The following is a 23,498-nucleotide window of genomic DNA, read 5'->3' as shown; positions in this document are numbered from 1 at the left end:
AGGAAACCACGTGACAACTGCAGACAATGCCACCGGCGCAGAGACCCAAGCCCCCGCAAAAACCAGCGCCAAGGCGCCAGCCAAGACAGTAGCAAAAACCGCTGCCAAAGCACCCGCAAAAGCCGTGACCAAGCCCGCTGCAAAAACTCCAAAAATAGCGAAAGCCATTGTTGCCAAGAAATCTGTTGCCGCCGCTGCAAAACCTGCCAAGCCCGTGAAAGTCGTTGCCAAGAAGCCAGCGGCCAAACCGGTTGCAGCACCCGTGGCAAAGGTGAAGAAGCCCAAGATGGTTCGTGACAGCATCACTATCCCCAAGCCCGAATACGACGTGCTCGCGGTGCTGAAGCTGCGCGCTGCCAAGCAAGGCACACCCGCCAAAAAGACCGAACTGATCCGCGCAGGCATCAAGGTGCTGGCCGCGTTGTCGGACACCGCGTTCAAGGCGGCCCTGCAAGCCGTGCCCAGCCTGAAGACCGGCCGCCCTGCCAAGGCCAAGAAGGCCTGAGACAGATCTGGCCTAGAGCACCTCGGGGGATTGCACCGTGACCACCATGGTCTGGGCAATGCCCTCGCGTTCGCGGTAGCGCAGCCACCAGATAGCGCCTTTTTTTACCGCGCAATCGGCCTCGGCCAACCCCAGCAAGCGCGCAATCGTATGGCCCAGCGTGGGCTGGTGGCCCACCACCAGCACGCAACCCTTGGCATGCGGCCAGTGCACCAACTCCAGCAAGTCGTCCACCGTGGAGAGCGGCGCCAAGGCCGCATGGGTTTTGAACTTGCGGCCCAGCGCCTGCGCGGTTTGCTCGGTGCGCAGCGCCGGGCTGGACCACACCTTGGCGCCATCGGGCAGCTGGCGGTCCAGCCAAGCCGCCATGCGAGTAGCCTGCTTCTCGCCCTTGGCGGTAAGGGTGCGCACCATGTCGTCCCCCACCAGCTCCAGATCAATGGCCTCTGCGTGCCGCCACAAAATCAGGTCCATCGCGGTAACTCCCCTTTATCCTTTGTCGTTGCGCGCGTAGCGACTCATCAGCGCCGCCTGTGCACCGTAAGCAGGCACGTCGGCGCGTGCCTCTTGCCGGCGGTACACCCCATCGCCCCCCAGGTCCCACGCATCCACGCCATCGTGCAAGTAGGCCACCAGGCACTCATCCACAATACGCTGGCGCTGCACCGGATCGGTCACGGGCCAGGCCAGTTCCACGCGGCGCACCATATTGCGGTTCATCCAATCCGCACTCGACAGGTAGAGATCTTCCACCGCCCCCTGGCGGAAATAGAACACACGTGAGTGTTCCAGGAACCGGCCAATGACCGAGCGCACGCGGATGTTGTCGGTGTAGCCCGGCACCTGGGCCGGCAGCATGCAGGCGCCGCGCACAATCAAATCAATCTTCACGCCCTGACTGCCCGCAGCCATCAGGCTGCGGATCAGCGCCTCGTCGGTCAGCGAGTTCATCTTCACCACGATGCGCGTTTCCACACCGCGTGCCGCCGCCTCGCCCAAGGCGTCAATCTTGGCAATCAGTTTGCGGTGCAAATAAAACGGCGCCAGCCACAGCTTGGACAAACGCGGCAGCTTACTCTGGCTGGCCAGGTGCACAAACACATGCTCCATGTCGGTGGTGAGCGCCACGTCCGCCGTGAGGTGGCTTACATCGGTATAGAGCTTCGCCGTGCGCGGGTTGTAATTGCCGGTGGAGAGGTGCCCATAACGCTTGAGCGACTTGCCCTCGCGCCGTGTGATCAGCATCATCTTGGCGTGGGTCTTGAGACCCACCACGCCGTACACCACCTGGGCACCGATGGATTCCAGCATCTCGGCCCAGTTGATATTGGCCTCTTCGTCAAAGCGGGCCTTGAGCTCCACCACCACGGTCACCTCTTTGCCCCGGCGCACCGCTTCACGCAGCAAGTCCATGAGTTCGGAGTCCGCGCCCGTGCGGTAAATAGTTTGCTTGATAGCCAGCACCTGCGGGTCGTTCACGGCCTCGCGCAAAAAGGTCAGTACACCGTCAAAACTCTCAAAGGGCTGGTGGATCAGGATGTCGCGTTGCTTGAGCTGGTCAAATATGGAATGGCTCGACTGGATTTGTACCGGATAGGCCGCACGGTAGGGAGCAAAGCACAGGTCGGGACGGTTTGCCAGGTCGATCAGCTGCGTCAGGCGTACCAGATTGACCGGGCCATGCACGCGGTACAGCGCCTTCGCAGGCAAGGCGAACTGCTTGAGCAAAAAATCCGCCAAATGTTCGGAACAACCGGCTGACACCTCCAGCCGCACGGCTTGGCCGTAGTGGCGGTGCACCAAGCCTTGGCGCAACGCAGTGCGCAAGTTCTGTACGTCGTCTTCATCCACCGCCAAATCGGAATGGCGGGTCACGCGGAACTGCGAAAATTGCCCGACTACGCGTCCCTGGAACAACTCGTCTAGGTGCGCTCGAATGACGCTGGACAGCGACACGAACCAGGCCTTGTTGCCCACCAGCTTCTCGGGCATGCGGATCAGGCGCGGCAGCACGCGCGGCACTTTCACAATCGCGATTTCGTTCTCGCGTCCAAAGGCATCTTTGCCACTGAGGCGCACGATGAAGTTCAACGATTTGTTGGCCACCTGCGGGAACGGGTGCGAGGGGTCCAGCCCCACGGGGATCAACAGCGGGCGCACCTCGCGCTCAAAGTACTGCTTGACCCAGGCGCGCTGCGCGGCATTGCGCTCGCCATGCGAGAGGATGCGCAAGCCCTGCGCCTCCAGTCCCGGCATCAATTTTTCGTTGTAAAGCGTGTACTGCCTGGCTACCAGCTGGTGCAGCGCATCGGCCAGCCGGTCGAAGGAATCGACCGAGTACTGCCCTTTGCGATCATTGGCCTGGTAGGCACTCAGGTGGGGCTCGGCCCGCACCTCAAAAAACTCGTCCAGGTTGCTGGAAACAATACACAGAAAGCGCAAGCGCTCCAGCAGTGGCACATCGTCACGCACCGCCCAGTCCAGTACCCGCTCGTTGAACGCCAGGAGGCTGTGGTCACGGTCCAGCAGTGCTGGGGGAGCAGACTGCACCAGCGCGAGAGGCTTGCGGAGAAAAGACGACATGAACAGCATCCATTTGTGACACAGCGGTGAACAATTGTTTACGCACCAGATGACAGTTGTGTGACATCCTGCACCACCGGCTGGGGCAGCGTCCGTGCGGTGCGCGTTGGCACCAAATGTCCTGCAAACAGCAGGGAAGCATAGGCCCAGCTGAAGTGCAGCGCCCGCGTGCGCGCCTCGTGCCGCGGCACAGCCAGGGCGCCGTACCAGGCAGCAGTCAAATCTCCATCCAGCACCCCGCCCTGCGCGGGCGTACCCACCACTTCGTTGGGCCCTTCGACCGGGTAAGCCGCCACCGGCGTGCCACAGGCCATGGCCTCCAGCATCACAAGGCCAAAGGTCTCAGAGCGGCTGGGCATGACAAACACATCGGCCGCAGCATAGACCTTGGCCAGCTCGTCACGCGGCAGCACACCCAGCCAGCGCACATGGGGGTAACGCTCACGCAAGCTGGCCTCCAGCGGGCCCACGCCGCAGACCACCTTGGTGCCGGGCACATCCATGTCCAGAAAGGCGGCGATGTTTTTCTCGTACGACACCCGGCCCACAAACAGCGACACCGGGCGCGCCAGCACACCCAGTGCGGGGTAGACCTTGGGCACTTCCTGGTACTGGAACAGCTGCATGTCCACCCCATGCGTCCAGCTGCGCAGGTTGCGAAAGCCTTTGGCATCCAGCATGCGCAGCACGCTGGGCGTGGGCACCATCACACCCGATGAAGGCTTGTGGAAATAGCGAAACAGCGCGTAGCCCATCCACAGCGGCACCTTCAGTGCAGCTTGCAAGATCTCGGGAAAGCGCGTGTGGTACGCCGTGGTGAAGGCCAGCTTGTGCTTGCGGCAGTAGCTGCGCGCGGCCCAGCCCAGCGGCCCCTCGGTGGCCAGGTGGATGGCATCCGGCGCGCAGGCATCCAGCATCTGCGCCAAGGCCTTGGCGGGGCGCACGGCCAGGTCAATGCCCGCGTAGCCGGGGCATGGGCGCGTGGGGAACAGGCCGGGATGGATCACCTCCACCACATGGGCCAGGCCTTCGAGTTCACGCACCAGCTCCACCAGGGTGGTGACCACCCCGTTAACCTGGGGTTGCCATGCGTCGGTAATCAGGGCGAGTTTCATGCGTGGGTTTCCTGCAGTGCGGGGGTGGCCCCCGCGGKGGCCGKGGGGGTGGGCGTGTCCGCCCAGTAAATGAGTTCAAGCTGCCCGTCAAGGTGCTCCACCAGCGCCGTGCGGCTTTCCACCCAGTCGCCGTCATTGCAATACAGCGTGCCGTCGATGGTGCGCATCTCGGCATGGTGGATATGGCCGCAGACCACGCCGTCGTGACCACGGCGACGTGCCTCATGGGCCACAGCTTTTTCAAAGTCGGTGACGTAATTCAGTGCCTTCTTGACCTTGTGCTTGAGGTAGGCCGAGAGTGACCAGTACGGCAGCCCCATGCGCGCGCGCAGGGTGTTGAGGTAGCGGTTGAGCTTGAGCGTGAACTCGTAGGCGTTGTCGCCCAGGTAGGCCAGCCACTTGGCGCACTGGATCACGCCGTCGAAGTAGTCGCCGTGCGTGACCCACAGCGTGCGGCCATCGGCCGTGGTGTGCACCGTGTCTTCGTACACCTCGATACCGCCAAACTGGTGGCCCACAAAGGCGCGGGCGAATTCGTCGTGGTTGCCGGGGATGAAGACCACGCGGCAGCCCTTGCGTGCGCGGCGCAGCAGCTTTTGCACCACGTCGTTGTGCGCCTGTGGCCAGAACCAGCGGCGGCGCAGCTGCCAGCCGTCCACAATGTCTCCCACCAGGTACAGGTGGTCGCTGGGGTGGTGCTTCAAAAAGTCCAGCAGGGCCTTGGCCTGGCAGCCTGCGGTGCCCAGGTGGATGTCGGACACAAACACGGCGCGGTAGCGGCGGTGGCCCACCTCGTCGTCATCGGCTTCGGCGCCTGGCGCCAAACCCTGCCAGTTGGCTCCCAGAGCGTCGAAGGCGGTGCGCATCAGGCCCCCAGAAAGTACTTGCGGTAGCGGGACGGCAAATCGGCGATGCGCATGAGCATCGGCAAATCCGCCGAGTTGAAGTCCGGGTCCCAGGCCGGCGCGCCCAGCACCTTGGCGCCCAGGCGCAGGTAGCCCTTGATAAGCGCCGGAGGCTCCACGTCCAGCGTGCTGTCCAGCTGTTCAATGGGCAGCGGCAGACGCGGTCGTACGTGGTAATCAATCGGGGCCAAGTGGGTGGCCTCCACTTGACGCCAGATGCTGGCAGCCACATCGCCACTGACCACGCCGTTGTGCAGCATGGGAATGCTGGCGCAGCCAATCATGGTGTCGAGCTGGTTGCGCACCATGAATTCGGCCAGCGCGCCCCATAGCGCCATGATGACGCCACCGTGGCGATGGTCCGGGTGCACGCAGCTGCGGCCCAACTCCACCATGCGTTCGCGCAGGCTGCGCAGGCGGGTCAGGTCGAATTCGGTGTCGCTGTAAAAGCTGCCCACGCGCTTGGCCTGGGTGGGCGTGAGCACGCGGTAGGTGCCCACTACCCGGCCGCTGGCCTGGTCGCGCACGATCAGGTGTTCGCAGTAGTTGTCAAACAGGTCCACGTCGTGGCCCGCGATCGGGGTGTTCAAGCGGGCCCCCATTTCACCGGCGAACACGTCATAGCGCAGGCGTTGGGCGGCGCGCACTTCGTCCTGGTGGCGAGCCCAGGAGACTTCGATGCCGTTGCGTGCGGGCACAGCGTCTGATGCCTGTACGGCGATCGGTTGCACCGCGATAGGCGCGATGGGGTGTACGGTGGGCGAGGCCAGCGTAGGCACGGCAGTGGCGGATGTTGTTGGCATTCTTGTCCCCTTCCTTGAGCGTGATTGCACTGACCGGGAAGTGTGAAGAGCGCCTGTGACCCACACATGGCAGAGGTGTGAAGTTTTTGTGACATGGTGCACGCCACTGTTCATGTTTCAATATTTCAAGTAATATTGAAACATGAACACCACAGCCTTCGACGAACCCCAGGCCCTCAAGGCCTTGACCGCACTGGCCCAGGCCCAGCGCCTGCGCGCCTTCAAGGCGCTGGTAGTGGCCGGCCCCGAGGGCCTAACCCCTGGCACCCTGGCACAACAGCTCGACAGCGCCCCCAGCGCTCTGTCTTTCCACCTCAAGGAACTAGCCCACTCCGGCTTGGTGGACATTGAGCAGCGCGGGCGCAACCTGATCTACCGCGCCAACTTTGCGCAGATGAGTGGCCTGCTGGCCTATATGACCATGCACTGCTGCCAGGGTGAAAGCTGTGAGGTGATTGACGGCGCCACTGGCTGCAAAAGCTGCTAGCCCTTATGAAATATGCGTGAGCAGCTACTGAAACCATAGCAATTCTCCCTATCCCCCCGTTACAAAAGGAACTCCCATGTCCCAATCACCGCTCAATGTGCTCTTTCTGTGCACCCACAACTCGGCCCGCAGCATCCTGGCTGAAGCCACGCTCAACCACATCGGCGGCGGCCGCTTCAAGGGCTTCTCGGCCGGCAGCAGCCCGCGCGACAACCAGCAACCCAACCCCATCGGCCTGCAAACCCTGCGTAATGCCGGCATCAGCATCGACGGCTTGCGCAGCAAAAGCTGGGACGAATTCGCCCTGCCCGACGCACCGCACATGGACCTGATCATCACCGTGTGTGACAACGCGGCCGGTGAGGTCTGCCCCTTCTGGCCCGGCAAACCCGCGACTGCCCACTGGGGCTACGCCGACCCTTCTGCCGGGGATGGCAGCGATGCGGAAAAGGCCGAGGCCTTCAAGAACACCCTGCACGCCATCCGCCGCCGCCTGGACCTGCTGGTGAACTTGCCCGCCGACAAGCTCGAAGCCATGACCATCCAGCAAACCGCCAAAGACCTCGCAAAAGCATGAGCGAGCAAACGAAGTTGAAAACGAGCCCCAGCGCCACCACCGAAGCCCGGGCGGCAGAGCGATCTGCGCAGGTCAAGGGGGAGCCCGCGCAGCGGGCGGAGGACACGGAGCAGAACGCTCTGCCGCCTGGGCGCCTCGCACAGGCAGCGGTACCTCAGAAGCTCACAACGCAACTGCTCGCAGAGTTCACAGGCACCGCCGCCCTGCTCTGCGCCGTGATCGGCTCCGGGATCATGGCCCAGCGTATCAGCGGTGGCAATGACGGCGTGGCCCTGCTGGCCAACACACTGGCCACGGTGTTTGCGCTGTACGTGCTGATTGAAACCCTGGGCCCAGTCAGTGGCGCCCATTTCAACCCGCTGGTCACGCTGCTTATGTGGTCAAAAGGGCAGCTAGCCCCCGAGAATACTGCGCGAGCAGCTACGCTTTTCATAGCATCCCAATTGCTAGGGGCGGTGGCCGGCGCGGCACTGGCCAACGCCATGTTCGAGCTACCCGCCTTGCACCTGAGCCAGCACCTGCGCGGCGGCACGGGCCAGTGGCTGGCGGAGGCCGTGGCGACTGCCGGACTGGTGTTCACCATCCTGCGCGCGCCACCGGGCAAGGCCTCTGCGCTCGTCGCCTGCTACATCGGCGCGGCCTACTGGTTTACTGCCAGCACCTCGTTTGCCAACCCCGCCGCCGTGCTGGGCCGCATGTTCAGCGACACCTTTGCAGGCATCGCCCCCGCCAGCGCCCTCGGCTTTGTGCTGGCACAAGCCTTAGGCGCCGTACTGGGCGCAGCCTTGGCCAACACACTCTCCCCCAAGAAAGAAACCGCATGACCATCACCATCTTCCACAACCCCGCCTGTGGCACGTCCCGCAACACCCTGGCCATGATCCGCAACAGCGGGGTGGAGCCTGAGGTCATTGAATACCTGCAGACCCCGCCCACCAAAGCGCGCCTGCAGCAATTGCTAACCGCCATGGGCACCGGCCCGCGCGAACTGCTGCGTGAAAAGGGCACGCCCTATGCCGAACTGGATTTGGCGAATGCGAAGTGGACCGATGATGAATTGTTGGACTTCATGTTGGCGCACCCCATCCTTATCAACCGCCCGGTGGTGGAAACGCCCTTGGGCACGCGCCTGTGCCGCCCGTCCGAGCTGGTGCTGGACCTGCTACCCAATGCGCAACAGGGCGCCTTTACGAAGGAAGACGGTGAAGCCGTGGTCAATGACAAAGGCCAACGTGTCTGATTTGGCTACCGCCCTGCCGCAGTTGGATGCCCACCACTTCCGGGTGCCGGATGTGGCATCACTGCGCCCGGCTGCTCACTCCACCCACGCTCACCGCATTGCGCTGCTTTATGGCTCGCTGCGCCCCCGCTCCTTCAGCCGCCTGCTGACCGAAGAGGCCGCGCGCCTGCTGCAAGCCATGGGTGCGGAGACGCGTATCTTCAACCCCACCGGCTTGCCCCTGCCCGACGACGCACCCGACACCCACCCCAAGGTACAAGAGCTGCGCGAGCTGGTGCAATGGTCTGAAGGCATGGTTTGGACCTCGCCCGAGCGGCATGGGGCGATGACCGGCATCATGAAGGCGCAGATCGACTGGATTCCGCTGAACAGCGGCGCCGTGCGCCCCACCCAGGGCAAGACACTGGCAGTGATGCAGGTGAGCGGCGGCTCGCAAAGCTTCAACGCGGTGAACCAAATGCGTCTGCTGGGCCGCTGGATGCGCATGCTCACCATCCCGAATCAAAGCTCGGTGGCCAAGGCGTTCATGGAGTTTGGTGACGATGACCGCATGAAGCCATCCAGCTACTACGAGCGCGTGGTGGATGTGATGGAAGAGCTGGTGAAGTTCACGCTGCTCACACGCGATGTATCGCCGTATCTGGTGGACCGGTATAGCGAACGCAAAGAGAGCGCTGAGCAACTGATGCAGCGCGTGAATCAGCGTAGCCTGTAGACAGACCTCACTCAAAAACCCATGCTGCTCGCGGAACCCTCCCCCACCACACTGGCCGACGCGCTGAACCACGGCTGCCGATGCCAGACCCTGAACGCAGACCAATTGCTGCGTGAGCTGGGTCGGGATGCGGGTCTGCGCGACGTGGCCAGCACACTGGCCCACACCCATCCCCATTTGTTCTCCAGCACAGCGGTGTTTGCCTCGCAGGCCACGGTGCATGCGGTCCAGCGCGCAGTGGCGGCGATCGAGCGTACTTTGTCCCTGCCCGCCTGGGCAGAGCAGGTGCTGCCAGGCACCCGTGCGATTGCCCAGGCCGACCATGGCCCGTTGGGGGTGTTCATGGGCTACGACTTTCACATCACGCCCACTGGGCCGCAGCTCATCGAAATCAACACCAACGCGGGCGGCGCCATGCTCAACGCAGTGTTGCTGCGCGCACAGGCTGTGTGCTGCGGGCTGATGAACCCGGCGCTCAACGCCTACCGCAACATGGCCACGCTGGAGGATGATTTTGTGGCGATGTTCCAGGCCGAATGGGGCCTGTTCAACCACACGCGGGGACAGGCACCTCGCCCACTGCGCAGCATTGCCATCGTGGACGAAGCGCCGCAAAGCCAGTACCTCGCGCCCGAATTCGCCCTGTTTGCCGAGCTGTTCCAGCGCCATGGCATACAGGCCGTAGTGACAGACCCGACCCACCTGCAACTTCGGGACGGTGTGCTCTGCAGCGACACGCTGGCACTGGACCTGGTCTACAACCGCCTGACCGACTTCAACCTTTCAGACCCGGCCCATGCAGCGCTGGCGCAGGCCTACAGGGATGACGTAGTGGCGGTGACGCCGCACCCACGCGCGCATGCCTTACGCGCCAACAAACAGCATCTGGTCACGCTGGGCCAGGCTTCTGCACTGCAGGCGCTGGGTGTGCCTGTGGAAGATCAGCACGTCCTGTTAGCCACAGTCCCGGTTTGCGGGCGGGTGAAGGCCAGCAATGCCGCAGCGCTCTGGGAGCAACGCAAACAGCTGTTCTTCAAACCGCTGGACGGTTTTGGCGCCCGCGCGGTCTACCGCGGTGACAAGCTCACCAAGAAAGTGTGGGAACAAATCCAGCAAAGCGACTACATCGCGCAGGCGCTGGTGCCGCCCCCGGTACGCGCCATGCAGGTGGGCGATGCGGCCACGGAACTGAAGTTTGACCTTCGTGCCTACACCTATGCCGGGCGCGTGCAACTGCTAGCCGCACGCACCTACAGCGGCCAAACCACTAACTTCCGTACTGAAGGTGGCGGTTTCGCTCCGGTGATGTGGGTGCCTGACTTGCAGGGCTCTCCCACGAACCTCTGCAGCCCTGCCCCCTGATCGACCATACTGCGGCTGTGCAACACGTCGCCTTTTTCCGCAACCTCAACCTGGGCCGCACCAACTGCCCTACGCGGGTGCAGTTGGAACAGGCCTTTCTGGACGCGGGGGCACATGCAGCCGCATCGTTTCTGACCAATGGCACGCTGGTCTTTTCAACTGGTCCGAGAGCCAACCCAGAAGCGCTGCTGCGCAAAGCGGCCAAGCAGCTGCATGCGGTGTGCGGCCTGGTGGAGCCGGGTTTTGTGCGGTCGGTGCCCTACTTGGCCGATCTGGTGGCCAGCGCGCCGTTTGCGGCGGTGGACACCAGCGAAGTCTACGAATGCTGTGTCACCTTTTTGCACCGTGACGCTGAACTGCCAGAACCCCTGCCCTTACGCTCCAAGCGCCAGGACCTGGAGTTGTTTCACTGCACGGGTGGTGAGGTCTTCTGCCTGAGTCTGAAGATCGGCAACACGCCGGGCAGCCCCAATGCGTTTCTGGAAAAGCTGCTGGGGTTGCCCGCCACCACCCGGAGTTGGAACACGGTGTCCCGGCTGGTCGCCAAGTACGCGTGATTTGGCGCCTTAGCCCAGCCACTTCTGCATGAAGCCCGCCTGTCCCATGGCCGGATCCAGCTCGTAATAGGCAAAGCCCACGCGCTGGTACAGCTTGACCGCACCGCCATTGCCCGACAGCACTTCCAGCGTCAGCTTGCAGGCACCACGCTCTGTGGCGATCTGTTCCACCAGTGCCAGCATCTGCTCGCCAATGCGCTGGCCGCGGTACCCGGGCAGCACCGCCACGTCGTGCACATTCACCAGCGGCTTGCAGGCAAAGGTGGAGAAGCCTTCGATGCAGTTGATCAGGCCCACTGGCGTGGCGTCGTCCTCGGACGCAAACGCCAGCACGCTGAAGGCCTGCGGGCGCGCGGCCAGCGAAGGCACCAAATTGGCCTTGGCAAAGTCGTTCAGACCTTCGCCACCACCCATGGGGTCGCCAGCATAGGCGTCCAGCAGCATGACCAGCGCCGCAGCATGCACGGGGTTGGCGTAGTCGGCACGGACCACGCGGATCGCATTGGTCATCGGGTTCACACTTTCAGGGTATCGGCGATGCGCTGGGCGCAACTTTGGGCTTGCGCAGCATCGCGCGCCTCCACCATCACACGCACTAGCGGTTCGGTGCCACTGGCGCGGATCAACACACGGCCGGTGTCGCCCAGCGCGGCTTCTGCCGCCTTGGTCTCTTCGGCCATGCGGGCGTTGCTCTTCCAGTCCTGGCCCGGGGCCAGGCGCACATTGATCAGGGTTTGCGGAAACAGCGTCACACCGCCCAGCAGCTGCGCCATGGTTTTGCCGCTGCGCACGCAGGCCTGCAGCACCTGCAGGGCCGAGACCAAGCCATCGCCCGTGGTGTGCTTGTCCAACGCCAGCAGGTGGCCCGAGCCCTCGCCACCCAGAATCCACTTGTGCTTTTCCAGCTCTTCGAGCACATAGCGGTCGCCCACCTTGGCGCGCACAAATTGGACGCCGCGCTTTTTCAACGCGACTTCCACCGCCATGTTGGTCATCAGCGTACCCACCACGCCGGGCACATGCTCGTCGCGGCCCAGGCGGTCGTCGGCCATGAGGTACAGCAGCTCGTCACCGTTGTAGAGGCGGCCGTCCGCATCCACCAACTGCAGGCGGTCGGCGTCGCCGTCCAATGCCACGCCAAAGTCGGCCTTGTTGTCTTTGACGGCCTGCACCAGTGCTTCGGGGTGGGTGGCGCCCACGCCCTTGTTGATGTTGAGGCCATCGGGCGAGCAGCCAATGGCGACGACCTCGGCCCCCAGCTCGTGGAACACCTTGGGTGCGATGTGGTACGCCGCGCCGTGCGCCGCGTCCACCACAATCTTCAGGCCCTTGAGGGTCAGGTCATTGGCAAAGGTGCTCTTGCAAAACTCGATGTAGCGGCCCGCGGCATCGTCCAGGCGGCGGCTCTTGCCCAGGCTGGCAGAGTCCACCCACACCGGTGGTTTCTCCAGCTCGGCTTCCACGGACAGCTCCCAGGCATCGGGTAGCTTGCTACCTTTGGCGCTGAAGAACTTGATGCCGTTGTCGGCAAACGGGTTGTGGCTGGCGCTGATGACCACGCCCAGCGAAGCACGCTGTGCGCGCGTCAGATAGGCCACGCCGGGTGTAGGCAGCGGGCCCAGCAGCACCACGTCCACCCCCGCAGAGTTGAAACCGCTCTCCAGAGCGCTCTCCAGCATGTAGCCGGAGATGCGCGTGTCCTTGCCGATGAGCACCGTGGGGCGCGCCTCGGTTTCCTTGAGCACATGACCCACGGCGTGCGCCAGGCGCAGCACAAAGTCGGGGGTGATGGGGGCCTGCCCCACGGTACCGCGAATGCCGTCGGTGCCGAAATACTGTCGTCCCATTTGGAATCCTGTTGTGTTGTTGTTGGTTGTTATGAACGCGCAGCTTGCATGGCGGCCAGCACCTTGAGCGCGCTCACTGTGTCGCGCACATCGTGCACGCGCACCACGTTCGCACCGTTCTGCACGGCCAGCACCGCAGCCGTTACGCTGGGAGCCCGGCGCTGGTCTACGTCCATGCTGGCCACCTGACTCAGCGAGGTTTGGGTGACTGCGGCCAGCGACGATTTGCGCGACCAGCCCGCCAGCACCGGGTAGCCCGCTGGCACGGCCTGGGCTTGGCGTGCCAGCAGCGCAAAGTTCTGCGGCACGGTCTTGCCAAAGCCAATGCCCGGGTCCAGGCAAATACGAGCCGAATCGACCCCTAGCCCCCGTAAACGCTGCGCGAGCAGCTCTAAAAATGATAGCACCTGCGGCACTACGTCCCCCTCCATGGGCGCCACCTGCATGGTCTGCGGGTCGCGGTGCATATGCATGAGGCACACGCCGCAAGTCGGGTGAGCAGACACCACCGATTCGCCCGTGGGTCCACCCACCGCGTCGCGCCAGCGCAGGGCCCAAATGTCGTTGACGATGTCAACACCCAAGTCCAGCACCGCCTGCATGACGGCCGGCTTGTAGGTGTCCACCGAGACCGGCACACCCAGCGTGACCGCGTGTTTGACCACGGGCAGTATGCGCGCCAGCTCTTCGTCCAACGGCAGCGCCTGGGCACCGGGGCGGGTGGATTCGCCGCCGATGTCCAGCATGTCGGCCCCGTCTTTGAGCAACTGCTCGCAATGCGCCAGCGCAGCATCGCGCGCGGCGTAATGCCCGCCGTCGGAGAATGAATCGGGGGTGACGTTGACGATGCCCATCACCTTGGGAGTGGACAGGTCAATCGAGAAACGGGTGGTTTGCCAATGCATGGGCTGGATTATGCAAGCCCTGAAACGCACACAGGGCCCGAAGGCCCTGTGGGTTCAGCGCGGCCTGGACTCAGGCGGCTGTGGGTGCCGGGTCGGCCGCCACGGCGGGAGCGCCACCGCTACCACCGCCACCGTTGGTGGGGGTGCGAGGCGTCCAGTCCTTGGGCGGACGGGGCTCACGGCCAGCCATGATGTCGTCGAGCTGGTCGCTGTCGATGGTTTCCCATTCCAGCAGGGCTTTGGCCATGGCGTGCATCTTGTCCTGGTTGTCCTCGATCAGCTTGCGCGCCAGGGCGTACTGCTGGTCGATGATGCGGCGCACTTCCGAGTCCACCTTTTGCATGGTCTGTTCGCTCATGCTGGTGGTCTTGGTCACGCTGCGGCCCAGGAACACTTCGCCTTCGTTCTCGGCATACACCATGGGGCCCAGAGCGTCGGTCATGCCGTAGCGGGTCACCATGTCGCGGGCGATGGAGGTGGCGCGCTCAAAGTCGTTGCTGGCACCGGTGGTCATCTGGTTCATGAACACTTCTTCGGCAATCCGGCCACCGAACAGCATGCTGATCTGGTTCAGCATGAATTCGCTGTCGTAGCTGTAGCGGTCTTGTGCGGGCAGGCTCATGGTCACGCCCAAGGCGCGGCCACGGGGAATGATGGTGACCTTGTGCACCGGATCGCACTTGGGCAACAATTTGCCGATCAGCGCGTGGCCGGACTCGTGGTAGGCCGTGTTCTTGCGCTCTTCTTCGGGCATGACCATGCTCTTGCGCTCTGGGCCCATTAGGATCTTGTCCTTGGCCTTCTCGAAGTCCTGCATTTCCACCAGACGCGCATTACGGCGCGCGGCCATCAGGGCGGCTTCGTTGCACAGGTTGGCCAAGTCGGCGCCGCTCATGCCGGGCGTGCCACGGGCAATGGTCATGGCGCTCACGTCTTGGCCCAAGGGCACTTTGCGCATGTGCACGTTCAAAATCTGTTCGCGGCCGCGGATATCGGGCAGCGTCACATACACCTGACGGTCAAAGCGGCCGGGGCGCAACAGAGCGGCATCCAGAATGTCAGGGCGGTTGGTGGCAGCCACCACGATCACACCCACATTGGTCTCAAAGCCGTCCATCTCCACCAGCATCTGGTTCAGGGTCTGCTCGCGCTCATCATTACCACCGCCCAGGCCTGCGCCACGCTGGCGACCTACCGCGTCAATTTCATCGATGAAGATGATGCAAGGCGCATTTTTCTTGGCGTTCTCGAACATGTCGCGCACACGGGATGCGCCCACGCCCACAAACATTTCCACGAAGTCAGAACCCGAAATGCTGAAGAATGGCACCTTGGCTTCGCCCGCAATGGACTTGGCCAGCAGCGTCTTGCCGGTGCCGGGAGGGCCGACCAGCAGCAAGCCACGGGGAATACGGCCACCCAGCTTCTGGAATTTGGAGGGGTCTTTGAGGAAGTCGACAACTTCCTTCACTTCTTCTTTGGCTTCGTCGCAACCGGCCACATCGGCAAAGGTCACGGTGTTGGTGTTTTCGTCCAGCAGGCGGGCTTTGCTCTTGCCGAAGCTGAAGGCGCCGCCCTTGCCACCGCCCTGCATTTGCCGCATGAAGTACACCCATACGCCAATCAGCAGCAACATGGGGCCCCAGCTGACCAGCAGGGTCATGAGCAAGGAGCCTTCTTCACGGGGTTTGACGTCAAACTTGACGCCGTTGTTGATCAGGTCGCCCACCAAGCCACGGTCCAGGTAGGTGGCAGTGGTGCGAACCTTGCGGTCATCGGTAGTGACGGCCAAAATTTCGGTGCCGCCCTGGCCTTCCTGGATAATGGCGCTCTTGATCTGCTTGTTACGCACCTGCTCCAGGAAGTCGGAATAGCCGACCAAGCCCGCGCTGCCTGCGCCGCGCGAATCGAATTGCTTGAACACGGTGAAAAGCACCAAGGCAATCACCAACCACACTGCAATTTTTGAAAACCACTGATTATTCAAGCGAAGCTCCAATACTGGCGCAAGTAGACGAACCTTGCGTACTTGGGACCCATTTTAGGCGTTTCAAGGCATGAAAGCTGCCTATTCACGGTTTACGGCCACAGAAACCGCATGGGAATACCTGAGGCGCGGCCTAAACAGAGCGCAAGCCCATCCCCACCAGGAATGTTTCCGACGAACGGTCGCGCGAGGCCTTGGGCTTGAAGGGCTTGACGGTGACGAAGGCCTCCTTGAAGCGTTGCACCACATCGTTGTAGCTGCCTCCGTGAAATACCTTGGCCACCAGGGCGCCCTGGGGTTTCATGTGGTTCTGGGCAAACTCAATCGCCAGCTCCACCAAATACTCAATGCGCGCTGCGTCGGCCGAGGAAATGCCCGACAGATTGGGCGCCATGTCGGACACCACCAAATCCGCCTGCTTGCCAGCCAGCGCCGTCTCTAGCAGGGCCAAGGTATCGGCCTCGCGGAAATCGCCCTGGATGAAGTTCACGCCCTCGATGGGCTCCATGGGCAGCAGGTCCAGGCCGATGATGGTGCCGTCCAACTGGCCCACCGCCGCGCCTTGGGGTGACATACGACGGCGCAGGTACTGGCTCCAGGCACCGGGGGTGCAGCCCAGGTCCACCACCAACTGGCCGGGTTTGATCAAATGCAGGGTTTCGTCAATTTCCTTGAGTTTGTAGGCCGCACGTGCCCGATACCCTTCTTTGGCCGCCAGTTTGACGTAGGGGTCGTTGATGTGGTCGTGCAACCAGGCCTTGTTGACCTTTTTGCCTTTGCTGGGTGTTTTCATGCGAGCCTTGAATGCGATCCCCATTGCGGGGAGGGTTCCGATTGTCGGGCTTTTCCAGCCGGCCCTGCATCTCCTCTATAGTTGCGGGTTGACCTTTGACGGAGATCTTCCTCCAAGGAGGCCCCAAGACCCGAGAGGAAGGCATGCCCCTGTTCAAGCGCAACGTCAAACTGCACGTCACCATCAGCTGGCTGTTTGTCGTGCTGACACTGCCGGTGATCATCGCCTTCTTGCTGGTCAGCTACCGGGCCAACTCGCTGCTGATCGAAGACTATTCGAACAAGTTCATCGAAAAGTCCGTCCACGAGAACTTCAACAACGCAGAGCGCTTGCTGAGTCCCTTCATCAGCAATGCGCGCGCCGCCAGCACCCTGATGCGCGACAAGCCCGATTACTTCCGGGAGCCCAGCGCATCCGACTATCTACATGAAATCGTGGCTTCGAATGAAGCCGTGTATGCAGCCTATGCCGCGTTTGAGGACGGCAGCTTTCGCCAGGTCCGCCGGGTTGTGCCCGGCCGTCCCGTGCTGGACAAGCCGGTACCTACCGGCACCCAAATCATTGAGCGTTTCATTGACCAGCGCAACCTGACTGGCGCCAGCGATCCGCAGGACCAGTACCGATTCCACAGCGCCTGGGGCACGGTGCTGGGCAGCGATACCGGGCCGGTGAACTACGACCCGCGAACCCGTGGCTACTACAAGGAGGCGGCACGCCTGCAGACGCTGATCGTGTCCGACGTCTACCCCTTTGCCAGTTCCGGGGAGTTGGGCATCACTGTGACAGCGCCCATCGTGACCGCAGGGCATACGTCCGGCGTGTTTGCCATTGACCTGACGCTCAAGACGCTGTCGGGTTACCTCTCGGACAATCGGGTCAGCCCCAATAGCATCACCATCATTGCGGACGACCATGGTGGCGTGATCGCCCACCCGGAATTTGAGCGTGGCCTGACCCTGAAGGACAACGAACTGGTACAAAACCAGTTGGGCAAGTTGGGGGATGTGCGCGTGACCGCAGCGTTGGCCGAGCGGATTCGCAGCGGCACCGACCGCTTCCACTTCACGGCAGGGCCAGACGACACCGAGTACATCGGCGTGTTCTCCCCCTTTCCCAAGAACTTCAAAAAACCGTGGGAGCTGCTGATCATTGCCCCCACCGACGACTTTGTGGGTGGCATCAAGGACACCAACCGCCGTTTGCTGATTTTTGGAACCTTGGTGTTTTTCCTACAGTTGGTGCTGATCTACCGCCTGTCACGCGCCCTGTCGCGCCCCATTGAGCAATTGGCGGAAGAAGTGGTGCATATCCGCGACTTCGAATTCTTGCAAGCGCCCATGGTCGAGTCACGCATTGCCGAAATCAGTCACCTGGCCAAAGCTGTGTTCACGCTCACGCGTGCGCTGGAATCGTTCACGTCCTACGTGCCTCGCGGGCTGGTCAAGCAGCTCATCGACTCGGGCCAGGGCACGCGGCTGGGGGTGGAGAACCGCTACCTGACCCTGTTCTTCACCGATCTGGAAGGCTTCTCCACCCTGTCGGAATCCGAACCTTCGCAGCAGCTGTTGTCCCGGGTGTCCGACTACTTCGCCAGTGTCACCCAGTCCATCGAGCAGGAACATGGCACGGTGGACAAATACATTGGCGACGCCGTGATGGCGTTCTGGGGCGCACCCAACCCACTAGACAACCACGCCTACCTGGCGTGTGTGGCAGCAGTGCGCTCGCAGCGCCGCATGGCCTTGCGCAACCAGGAGTGGACCGCTCAGTCCATGTCGGCCTTGAAGGTGCGCATCGGCATCCACAGCGATTCTGTGTTGGTGGGCAATGTGGGATCGGCCGAACGGGTGAGCTACACCGTCATGGGCGATGGCGTGAACGTGGCCGCGCGGCTGGAAGGCCTGAACAAGGAACTGGGCACCTGGGTATGCGTCAGCCACGCGGTTTACCGGGCGGCCGGTGAACGCCTGTGGCTACGCCCTATCGACACAGTCGTGGTCAAGGGCCGCAAGGGCGAGTTGCTGGTCTACGAGCTGCTGGCCATCCGCGATGGCGACGAGGAAACCGCGGCCACACCCGAAGAAGCCCGGCTCTGCAACCTGACGGTGGAGGCCTATGCCCACTACGCAGACAACAACTTTGCGGCAGCAGCCGAGGCCTATGCCGCGATCCTGACGCGCTTCCCGCACGACACCGTGGCCCAACGGATGCTGGAAAAATGCCAGGGCCAGCGCACCAAGGACCAGTCCCCGACCTGAATGGTACTGGCGCCATTCCGCGCCGGCACCATTGCGTCGATAATACGGGCATGCCTCAAATCCAACTGACTCCTGCCCAGCGCAAGGAACACCGCGCTGAAGCCCACCACCTGGACCCCGTTGTCATGGTCGGTGGCGATGGCCTGACGGCCAACGTCAAAAAAGAAGTTGACGCAGCACTCAACGCCCACGGCCTGATCAAGGTGCGTGTGTTTTCCGACGATCGCGTAGCCCGCGAAGAGATGTTCAAGACCCTGGCCGACGAATTGAACGCTGCCCCCATCCAGCACATCGGCAAGCTGCTGGTGCTCTGGCGCCCCCAGCCCGTGAAAGAAAAAGTGGTTGACGAAGACCGCATGGCGGGTCCGCGTGATTTCAAGGTGCTGAAGTTCAGCAAGCGCCCCGGCCAGCGCCCCGAAGTGAAAACCCTGCGTGTGTTGGGCAACCAGCGCCTCACGCCCGGTGGCAACATCAAGCGCGCCAAGCCGAAGCCAAAAACCAGCGTCAAGAAACGCAGCCAGACCTGAGTCGGGCACCCTTCCCTTGCAAACCGGAGCCTGATGCTCCGGTTTTTTTATGCCTGCGCGGTGGGTTCAGGCCGGTGGTCGGGTGGCGGCATGGGCCAGTTTGCCAAACACCACCAGCGCACACAGCCACTGCGCCAGGTACAGGGCGCTACCCACCTTGTGCCACAGCGCCAAGTTGTCACGCGCCACGATGCGCGGCGCCACCGCCAGCTCCACAAGGAGTGCGAGCAACACACCAGCCACTACAAAAAGCGTAGCAGCTTGCGCAGTATCTACGGGGGCTAGGGGCTTGTTTGATCTAAAAACCAGCAGAAGCAGCACGCCACAGGCCACCGACACCCAAGTCTGCACCGTGAACAGCTTCGCCGCCATTTGCCCGGCCATGGCAGGCGTGGGCAGGTGAACAAACAGCATGGGCACCACGAACAGGCCCAGTACGCTCAGGCTGATGGCCCAGACGGCAGCCAACCACAGGGGCAGACTGCGCATCAGAGGTAGTGAACGGCCACGATTTCGTAGGCCTTCTCGCCACCGGGGGCTTGCACCACGGCGGTGTCGCCCTCTTCCTTGCCGATCAAGGCGCGGGCAATGGGGGAGCTGATATTGACCAGGCCCAGCTTGAGGTCGGCCTCGTCTTCACCCACGATCTGGTACTTCACGCGGTCACCCGTGTCTTCGTCTTCCAGCTCCACGGTGGCACCAAACACCACACGGCCACCCGCGTCCAGCTCGGTTGGATCGATGATTTGCGCAGCCGACAGCTTGCCTTCCACTTCCTGGATGCGGCCTTCGATGAAGCCCTGGCGGTCTTTGGCGGCTTCGTACTCGGCGTTTTCGCTCAGATCGCCTTGGGCACGCGCTTCCGAAATTGCGTTGATCACCCAAGGGCGCTCCACGGTTTTGAGCTTGTGCAGCTCAGCCTTCAGGATTTCAGCGCCGCGCTTGGTAATAGGAATGGTTGCCATGGTGGATAGAGAAATTACAGGGCCTCAAAGTGACAAGGACAGTGCAACGCTTGCGCGCGGCACTGTCCCATGCAGTTGGATCGGATTATGCCAACTTATGCGGTGGCTCAGGCCTGAAGTTGTGCGTGCATTTCCTGCACCGACACCACACCCAGGTTGTCCAGGTACTTCATGCCTTCCACCGCGGCTTCAGCACCGGCGATGGTGGTGTAGGTCGTCACCCGGGCCAGCAGGGCCGAGGTGCGGATCTGGCGCGAATCGGCAATCGCGTTGCGGCGCTCCTCCACGGTGTTGACCACCATGGAGATTTCCTCGTTCTTGATCATGTCCACGATGTGCGGGCGGCCTTCAGCCACCTTGTTCACCACGCTGCAGGTCACGCCGGCCGCGTTGATGGCGGCGGCCGTGCCCTTGGTCGCCACAATCTCAAAACCTTGCGCGGCCAGCGTACGTGCCACCTCCACAGCACGTGGCTTGTCGGTCTGCTTGACCGAAATAAAGGCCTTGCCGCCGCGGGGCAGCTTGGCGCCTGCGCCCAACTGCGACTTCACAAAGGCTTCGCCGAAGGTCTTGCCCACGCCCATGACTTCACCGGTGGACTTCATCTCGGGGCCGAGGATGGTGTCCACACCGGGGAACTTCACAAACGGGAACACGGCTTCCTTGACGCTGAAGTACGGCGGTGTCACTTCTTTGCCAATGCCCTGGCTGGCCAGCGTCTGGCCGGCCATGCAACGCGCGGCCACCTTGGCCAGCTGAATGCCCGTAGCTTTGGAGACAAAGGGCACGGTGCGGCTGGCTCGGGGGTTCACTTCCAGCACATAGATCACGTCCTGGCCATCCACGTTCTGGATGGCGAACTGCACGTTCATCAAACCCACCACGTTCAGCGCACCGGCCATGGCCTTGGTCTGGCGTTTGATCTCGGCCACGGTATCCGTGCTCAGGCTGTAGGGTGGCAGGGAGCAGGCAGAGTCGCCGCTGTGCACACCGGCTTGCTCGATATGTTCCATCACGCCACCGATGAAGGTGTCGCCAGAGCCATCGCGGATGCAGTCCACATCGCACTCGATCGCGTCGTTCAAAAAGCGGTCCAGCAGCACCGGCGAGTCGTTGCTCACCTTGACCGCTTCGCGCATGTAGCGCTCCAAGTCACGCTGCTCGTGCACGATTTCCATGGCGCGGCCACCCAGCACATAACTGGGACGCACGACCAATGGGTAGCCCAAAGCGGCGGCTTTTTCCAGTGCTTCGGGTTCGGTACGGGCCGTGGCATTCGGTGGCTGGCGCAGCTTCAACTCATGCAGCAGCTTCTGGAAGCGCTCACGGTCTTCGGCTGCATCGATCATGTCGGGTGTGGTGCCGATGATGGGCACGCCATTGGCTTCCAGGTCCAGTGCCAGCTTCAAAGGCGTCTGGCCGCCGTATTGCACGATCACGCCCACCGGCTTTTCCTTGTCCACGATTTCCAGCACGTCTTCCAGCGTCAGCGGTTCGAAGTACAGGCGGTCAGACGTGTCGTAGTCGGTGGACACGGTTTCGGGGTTGCAGTTGACCATGATGGTCTCGTACCCGTCTTCGCGCATGGCCAGCGCGGCGTGCACGCAGCAGTAGTCAAACTCAATACCCTGGCCGATGCGGTTGGGGCCACCGCCCAGCACCATGATCTTCTTCTTGTCCGTGGGCGCGGCTTCGCACTCAGAGCCTTCGGCCTCGTAGGTCGAGTACATGTAGGCCGTGTTGGTGGCGAACTCGGCCGCACAGGTGTCCACGCGCTTGTAGACCGGACGCACGCCCAGGGCGCGGCGCTTTTCACGCACAGCCTTGTCGGTGGTCTTGAACTGACGCGCCAGGCGACGGTCCGAGAAGCCCTTTTGCTTCAAGGCACGCAGAGTCGCTGCATCGATGTTGTCCAGGGCGCTGCCGATGGCAGGCTGGGGCAGGCGCTCGATTTCGAGTTCCAGCTTCACGATCTGCTCGATCTGCACCAGGAACCAGGGGTCGATCTTGGTCAGCGCAAACACTTCGTCCACGCTCATGCCCTGGGCAAACGCGTCACCCACGTACCAGATGCGCTCGGGGCCAGGCTCGCCCAGCTCTTTTTCCAGCACTTCGCGGTCCTGGGTTTTCTCGTTCATGCCGTCCACGCCGACTTCCAGGCCGCGCAGGGCTTTCTGGAAGGATTCCTGGAAGGTACGGCCCATGGCCATCACTTCGCCCACCGACTTCATCTGCGTGGTCAGGCGGCTGTCGGCCGTGGGGAATTTTTCGAACGCAAAACGTGGGATCTTGGTGACCACGTAGTCGATGCTGGGCTCGAACGACGCGGGGGTGGCACCGCCCGTGATGTCGTTGCGCAGCTCGTCCAGCGTGAAGCCAACAGCCAGCTTGGCAGCGACCTTGGCGATGGGGAAACCGGTGGCCTTGGAAGCCAGTGCGGAGGAACGCGACACGCGCGGGTTCATCTCAATCACCACCATGCGGCCATCGACCGGGTTGATGGAGAACTGCACGTTGGAGCCACCGGTGTCCACGCCAATTTCGCGCAGCACAGCCAGCGACGCGTTGCGCAGAATCTGGTATTCCTTGTCGGTCAGCGTCTGAGCCGGGGCCACGGTGATGGAGTCACCGGTGTGCACACCCATGGGGTCCAGATTTTCAATCGAGCAAACGATGATGCAGTTGTCCGCCTTGTCACGCACCACTTCCATTTCGTACTCTTTCCAGCCCAAGAGCGACTCTTCGATGAGCAGCTCATTGGTGGGCGAGGCTTCCAGACCGCGCTTGCAGATAGTCTCAAACTCTTCGGAGTTGTAGGCAATGCCGCCACCGGTGCCGCCCAGCGTGAAGCTAGGACGAATGACGGTAGGGAAGCCCAGCGTCTTTTGCACACTCCAAGCTTCTTCCATGCTGTGGGCAATGCCCGAACGCGCGGAACCCAGACCGATCTTGGTCATCGCGTCCTTGAACTTCAGGCGGTCTTCGGCCTTGTCGATGGCTTCGGGGGTAGCGCCGATCAGCTCCACTTTGTACTTGTCCAACACGCCGTGGTGCCAGAGGTCCAGCGCGCAGTTCAGTGCGGTCTGGCCGCCCATGGTGGGCAAAATCGCGTCTGGCTTTTCCTTGGCGATGATCTTCTCGACCGTTTGCCAAGTGATGGGTTCGATGTAGGTGACGTCGGCGGTGGCCGGGTCGGTCATGATCGTCGCAGGGTTGCTGTTGATCAGGATGACCTTGTAGCCCTCTTCACGCAATGCCTTGCATGCTTGCACGCCGGAGTAGTCGAACTCACAGGCCTGGCCGATGATGATGGGGCCGGCGCCGATGATGAGAATGCTTTTGATGTCGGTACGTTTTGGCATGGTGA

General features: G+C 62.5%; 23 protein-coding genes. 10 read left to right on the top strand and 13 right to left on the bottom strand.

The window, feature by feature from the left end:
- The first annotated feature begins 10 nt into the window (after positions 1-10).
- Positions 11-505 carry a hypothetical protein gene (locus AC1DZ5_RS11570; protein ID WP_477889143.1) on the top strand — a complete coding sequence of 165 codons (495 nt, stop codon included), beginning with the start codon at positions 11-13 and terminating at the stop codon, positions 503-505.
- A gap of 12 nt (positions 506-517) precedes the next feature.
- Here AC1DZ5_RS11570 and AC1DZ5_RS11565 read toward each other — a convergent pair whose 3' ends face one another.
- From AC1DZ5_RS11565 to AC1DZ5_RS11545, 5 genes are read right to left on the bottom strand one after another with little or no spacing between them, the layout of a single operon-like run.
- Positions 518-979: a SixA phosphatase family protein gene (locus tag AC1DZ5_RS11565; protein ID WP_477889141.1), complete on the bottom strand. Its 462-nt coding sequence runs from the start codon at positions 977-979 to the stop codon at positions 518-520.
- Between the two features lie 15 nt (positions 980-994).
- Positions 995-3,088, bottom strand: coding sequence for a polyphosphate kinase 1 (ppk1, locus tag AC1DZ5_RS11560; protein WP_477889139.1), 2,094 nt, complete (start codon positions 3,086-3,088; stop codon positions 995-997).
- Between the two features lie 38 nt (positions 3,089-3,126).
- On the bottom strand, positions 3,127-4,203 hold the full coding sequence (locus tag AC1DZ5_RS11555; protein ID WP_477889137.1) for a glycosyltransferase family 4 protein: 1,077 nt from the start codon (positions 4,201-4,203) through the stop codon (positions 3,127-3,129).
- Positions 4,200-5,069: a UDP-2,3-diacylglucosamine diphosphatase gene (locus AC1DZ5_RS11550; protein WP_477889135.1), complete on the bottom strand. Its 870-nt coding sequence runs from the start codon at positions 5,067-5,069 to the stop codon at positions 4,200-4,202. Before AC1DZ5_RS11550 ends, AC1DZ5_RS11555 begins: the two co-directional genes overlap by 4 nt.
- The gene (locus tag AC1DZ5_RS11545; protein ID WP_477889133.1) at positions 5,069-5,911 is read right to left on the bottom strand and encodes a GNAT family N-acetyltransferase; all 843 of its coding nucleotides are present in this window, start codon (positions 5,909-5,911) and stop codon (positions 5,069-5,071) included. Before AC1DZ5_RS11545 ends, AC1DZ5_RS11550 begins: the two co-directional genes overlap by 1 nt.
- Positions 5,912-6,053: 142 nt before the next feature.
- Here AC1DZ5_RS11545 and AC1DZ5_RS11540 point away from each other — a divergent pair, with 142 nt between their 5' ends.
- From AC1DZ5_RS11540 to AC1DZ5_RS11510, 7 genes are all read left to right on the top strand, one after another.
- Positions 6,054-6,398, top strand: a complete 345-nt coding sequence (locus AC1DZ5_RS11540; RefSeq protein WP_477889131.1) for an ArsR/SmtB family transcription factor — start codon at positions 6,054-6,056, stop codon at positions 6,396-6,398.
- A gap of 76 nt (positions 6,399-6,474) precedes the next feature.
- Positions 6,475-6,975 carry an arsenate reductase ArsC gene (locus AC1DZ5_RS11535; protein WP_477889129.1) on the top strand — a complete coding sequence of 167 codons (501 nt, stop codon included), beginning with the start codon at positions 6,475-6,477 and terminating at the stop codon, positions 6,973-6,975.
- Positions 6,972-7,799 (top strand): aquaporin, encoded by an 828-nt coding sequence (locus AC1DZ5_RS11530; protein ID WP_477889127.1) that lies wholly within the window; start codon positions 6,972-6,974, stop codon positions 7,797-7,799. Before AC1DZ5_RS11535 ends, AC1DZ5_RS11530 begins: the two co-directional genes overlap by 4 nt.
- Positions 7,796-8,215: an arsenate reductase (glutaredoxin) gene (gene arsC / locus AC1DZ5_RS11525; protein ID WP_477889125.1), complete on the top strand. Its 420-nt coding sequence runs from the start codon at positions 7,796-7,798 to the stop codon at positions 8,213-8,215. Before AC1DZ5_RS11530 ends, arsC begins: the two co-directional genes overlap by 4 nt.
- Positions 8,193-8,930, top strand: coding sequence for an arsenical resistance protein ArsH (gene arsH / locus AC1DZ5_RS11520; protein ID WP_477889123.1), 738 nt, complete (start codon positions 8,193-8,195; stop codon positions 8,928-8,930). The genes arsC and arsH overlap by 23 nt, the downstream gene beginning before the upstream one ends.
- A gap of 21 nt (positions 8,931-8,951) precedes the next feature.
- A complete protein-coding gene (locus AC1DZ5_RS11515) occupies positions 8,952-10,292 on the top strand; it encodes an ATP-grasp domain-containing protein (RefSeq protein WP_477889121.1) in 1,341 nt (446 codons plus the stop codon).
- Between the two features lie 17 nt (positions 10,293-10,309).
- Complete coding sequence (locus tag AC1DZ5_RS11510) at positions 10,310-10,849, top strand: DUF1697 domain-containing protein (RefSeq protein WP_477889119.1); 540 nt, start codon at positions 10,310-10,312, stop codon at positions 10,847-10,849.
- Between the two features lie 9 nt (positions 10,850-10,858).
- Here the strand turns inward: AC1DZ5_RS11510 and AC1DZ5_RS11505 are convergent, their stop codons facing one another.
- The 5 genes from AC1DZ5_RS11505 to AC1DZ5_RS11485 form a co-directional block, all read right to left on the bottom strand.
- A complete protein-coding gene (locus tag AC1DZ5_RS11505; RefSeq protein WP_477889117.1) occupies positions 10,859-11,359 on the bottom strand; it encodes a GNAT family N-acetyltransferase in 501 nt (166 codons plus the stop codon).
- 5 nt (positions 11,360-11,364) lie between these two features.
- Positions 11,365-12,696, bottom strand: a complete 1,332-nt coding sequence (gene glmM / locus AC1DZ5_RS11500; RefSeq protein ID WP_477889115.1) for a phosphoglucosamine mutase — start codon at positions 12,694-12,696, stop codon at positions 11,365-11,367.
- A gap of 29 nt (positions 12,697-12,725) precedes the next feature.
- Entirely contained in the window at positions 12,726-13,601 is an 876-nt protein-coding gene (folP, locus tag AC1DZ5_RS11495) for a dihydropteroate synthase (protein WP_477889113.1), read from the bottom strand.
- A gap of 70 nt (positions 13,602-13,671) precedes the next feature.
- Positions 13,672-15,588, bottom strand: coding sequence for an ATP-dependent zinc metalloprotease FtsH (ftsH, locus tag AC1DZ5_RS11490; RefSeq protein WP_477889111.1), 1,917 nt, complete (start codon positions 15,586-15,588; stop codon positions 13,672-13,674).
- A gap of 133 nt (positions 15,589-15,721) precedes the next feature.
- A complete protein-coding gene (locus AC1DZ5_RS11485; RefSeq protein ID WP_477889109.1) occupies positions 15,722-16,381 on the bottom strand; it encodes an RlmE family RNA methyltransferase in 660 nt (219 codons plus the stop codon).
- A 143-nt stretch (positions 16,382-16,524) separates the two neighbouring features.
- Between AC1DZ5_RS11485 and AC1DZ5_RS11480 the strand changes: the two genes are divergently transcribed.
- Together AC1DZ5_RS11480 and AC1DZ5_RS11475 are read left to right on the top strand one after the other, a co-directional pair.
- Positions 16,525-18,639: an adenylate/guanylate cyclase domain-containing protein gene (locus AC1DZ5_RS11480; protein ID WP_477889107.1), complete on the top strand. Its 2,115-nt coding sequence runs from the start codon at positions 16,525-16,527 to the stop codon at positions 18,637-18,639.
- Between the two features lie 50 nt (positions 18,640-18,689).
- The gene (locus AC1DZ5_RS11475; protein WP_310341959.1) at positions 18,690-19,166 is read left to right on the top strand and encodes a YhbY family RNA-binding protein; all 477 of its coding nucleotides are present in this window, start codon (positions 18,690-18,692) and stop codon (positions 19,164-19,166) included.
- A 66-nt stretch (positions 19,167-19,232) separates the two neighbouring features.
- On the opposite strand, the gene AC1DZ5_RS11470 is transcribed toward AC1DZ5_RS11475, so the two are convergent.
- The 3 genes from AC1DZ5_RS11470 to carB form a co-directional block, all read right to left on the bottom strand.
- Entirely contained in the window at positions 19,233-19,655 is a 423-nt protein-coding gene (locus AC1DZ5_RS11470) for a DUF4149 domain-containing protein (RefSeq protein WP_477889105.1), read from the bottom strand.
- Positions 19,655-20,131, bottom strand: coding sequence for a transcription elongation factor GreA (gene greA, locus AC1DZ5_RS11465; protein ID WP_477889103.1), 477 nt, complete (start codon positions 20,129-20,131; stop codon positions 19,655-19,657). Before greA ends, AC1DZ5_RS11470 begins: the two co-directional genes overlap by 1 nt.
- Positions 20,132-20,238: 107 nt before the next feature.
- On the bottom strand, positions 20,239-23,493 hold the full coding sequence (gene carB, locus AC1DZ5_RS11460; protein ID WP_477889101.1) for a carbamoyl-phosphate synthase large subunit: 3,255 nt from the start codon (positions 23,491-23,493) through the stop codon (positions 20,239-20,241).
- Positions 23,494-23,498 lie beyond the last annotated feature (5 nt).

Source organism: Rhodoferax sp. P1_F3, assembly GCF_056405715.1.
Note: the sequence above shows the minus strand (reverse complement) of the source record. Positions and strands in the feature narration are given on the sequence as shown.

What these genes read in the sequence shown, in the direction of transcription:
- AC1DZ5_RS11565 (WP_477889141.1), bottom strand. Translation starts at nt 979, where the DNA reads ATGGACCTGATTTTGTGGCGGCACGCAGAGGCCATTGATCTGGAGCTG.
- ppk1 (WP_477889139.1), bottom strand. Translation starts at nt 3,088, where the DNA reads ATGTCGTCTTTTCTCCGCAAGCCTCTCGCGCTGGTGCAGTCTGCTCCC.
- AC1DZ5_RS11555 (WP_477889137.1), bottom strand. Translation starts at nt 4,203, where the DNA reads ATGAAACTCGCCCTGATTACCGACGCATGGCAACCCCAGGTTAACGGG.
- AC1DZ5_RS11545 (WP_477889133.1), bottom strand. Translation starts at nt 5,911, where the DNA reads ATGCCAACAACATCCGCCACTGCCGTGCCTACGCTGGCCTCGCCCACC.
- AC1DZ5_RS11540 (WP_477889131.1), top strand. Translation starts at nt 6,054, where the DNA reads ATGAACACCACAGCCTTCGACGAACCCCAGGCCCTCAAGGCCTTGACC.
- AC1DZ5_RS11535 (WP_477889129.1), top strand. Translation starts at nt 6,475, where the DNA reads ATGTCCCAATCACCGCTCAATGTGCTCTTTCTGTGCACCCACAACTCG.
- AC1DZ5_RS11530 (WP_477889127.1), top strand. Translation starts at nt 6,972, where the DNA reads ATGAGCGAGCAAACGAAGTTGAAAACGAGCCCCAGCGCCACCACCGAA.
- arsC (WP_477889125.1), top strand. Translation starts at nt 7,796, where the DNA reads ATGACCATCACCATCTTCCACAACCCCGCCTGTGGCACGTCCCGCAAC.
- arsH (WP_477889123.1), top strand. Translation starts at nt 8,193, where the DNA reads ATGACAAAGGCCAACGTGTCTGATTTGGCTACCGCCCTGCCGCAGTTG.
- AC1DZ5_RS11515 (WP_477889121.1), top strand. Translation starts at nt 8,952, where the DNA reads ATGCTGCTCGCGGAACCCTCCCCCACCACACTGGCCGACGCGCTGAAC.
- AC1DZ5_RS11505 (WP_477889117.1), bottom strand. Translation starts at nt 11,359, where the DNA reads ATGACCAATGCGATCCGCGTGGTCCGTGCCGACTACGCCAACCCCGTG.
- glmM (WP_477889115.1), bottom strand. Translation starts at nt 12,696, where the DNA reads ATGGGACGACAGTATTTCGGCACCGACGGCATTCGCGGTACCGTGGGG.
- folP (WP_477889113.1), bottom strand. Translation starts at nt 13,601, where the DNA reads ATGCATTGGCAAACCACCCGTTTCTCGATTGACCTGTCCACTCCCAAG.
- AC1DZ5_RS11485 (WP_477889109.1), bottom strand. Translation starts at nt 16,381, where the DNA reads ATGAAAACACCCAGCAAAGGCAAAAAGGTCAACAAGGCCTGGTTGCAC.
- AC1DZ5_RS11480 (WP_477889107.1), top strand. Translation starts at nt 16,525, where the DNA reads ATGCCCCTGTTCAAGCGCAACGTCAAACTGCACGTCACCATCAGCTGG.
- AC1DZ5_RS11475 (WP_310341959.1), top strand. Translation starts at nt 18,690, where the DNA reads ATGCCTCAAATCCAACTGACTCCTGCCCAGCGCAAGGAACACCGCGCT.
- AC1DZ5_RS11470 (WP_477889105.1), bottom strand. Translation starts at nt 19,655, where the DNA reads ATGCGCAGTCTGCCCCTGTGGTTGGCTGCCGTCTGGGCCATCAGCCTG.
- greA (WP_477889103.1), bottom strand. Translation starts at nt 20,131, where the DNA reads ATGGCAACCATTCCTATTACCAAGCGCGGCGCTGAAATCCTGAAGGCT.
- carB (WP_477889101.1), bottom strand. Translation starts at nt 23,493, where the DNA reads ATGCCAAAACGTACCGACATCAAAAGCATTCTCATCATCGGCGCCGGC.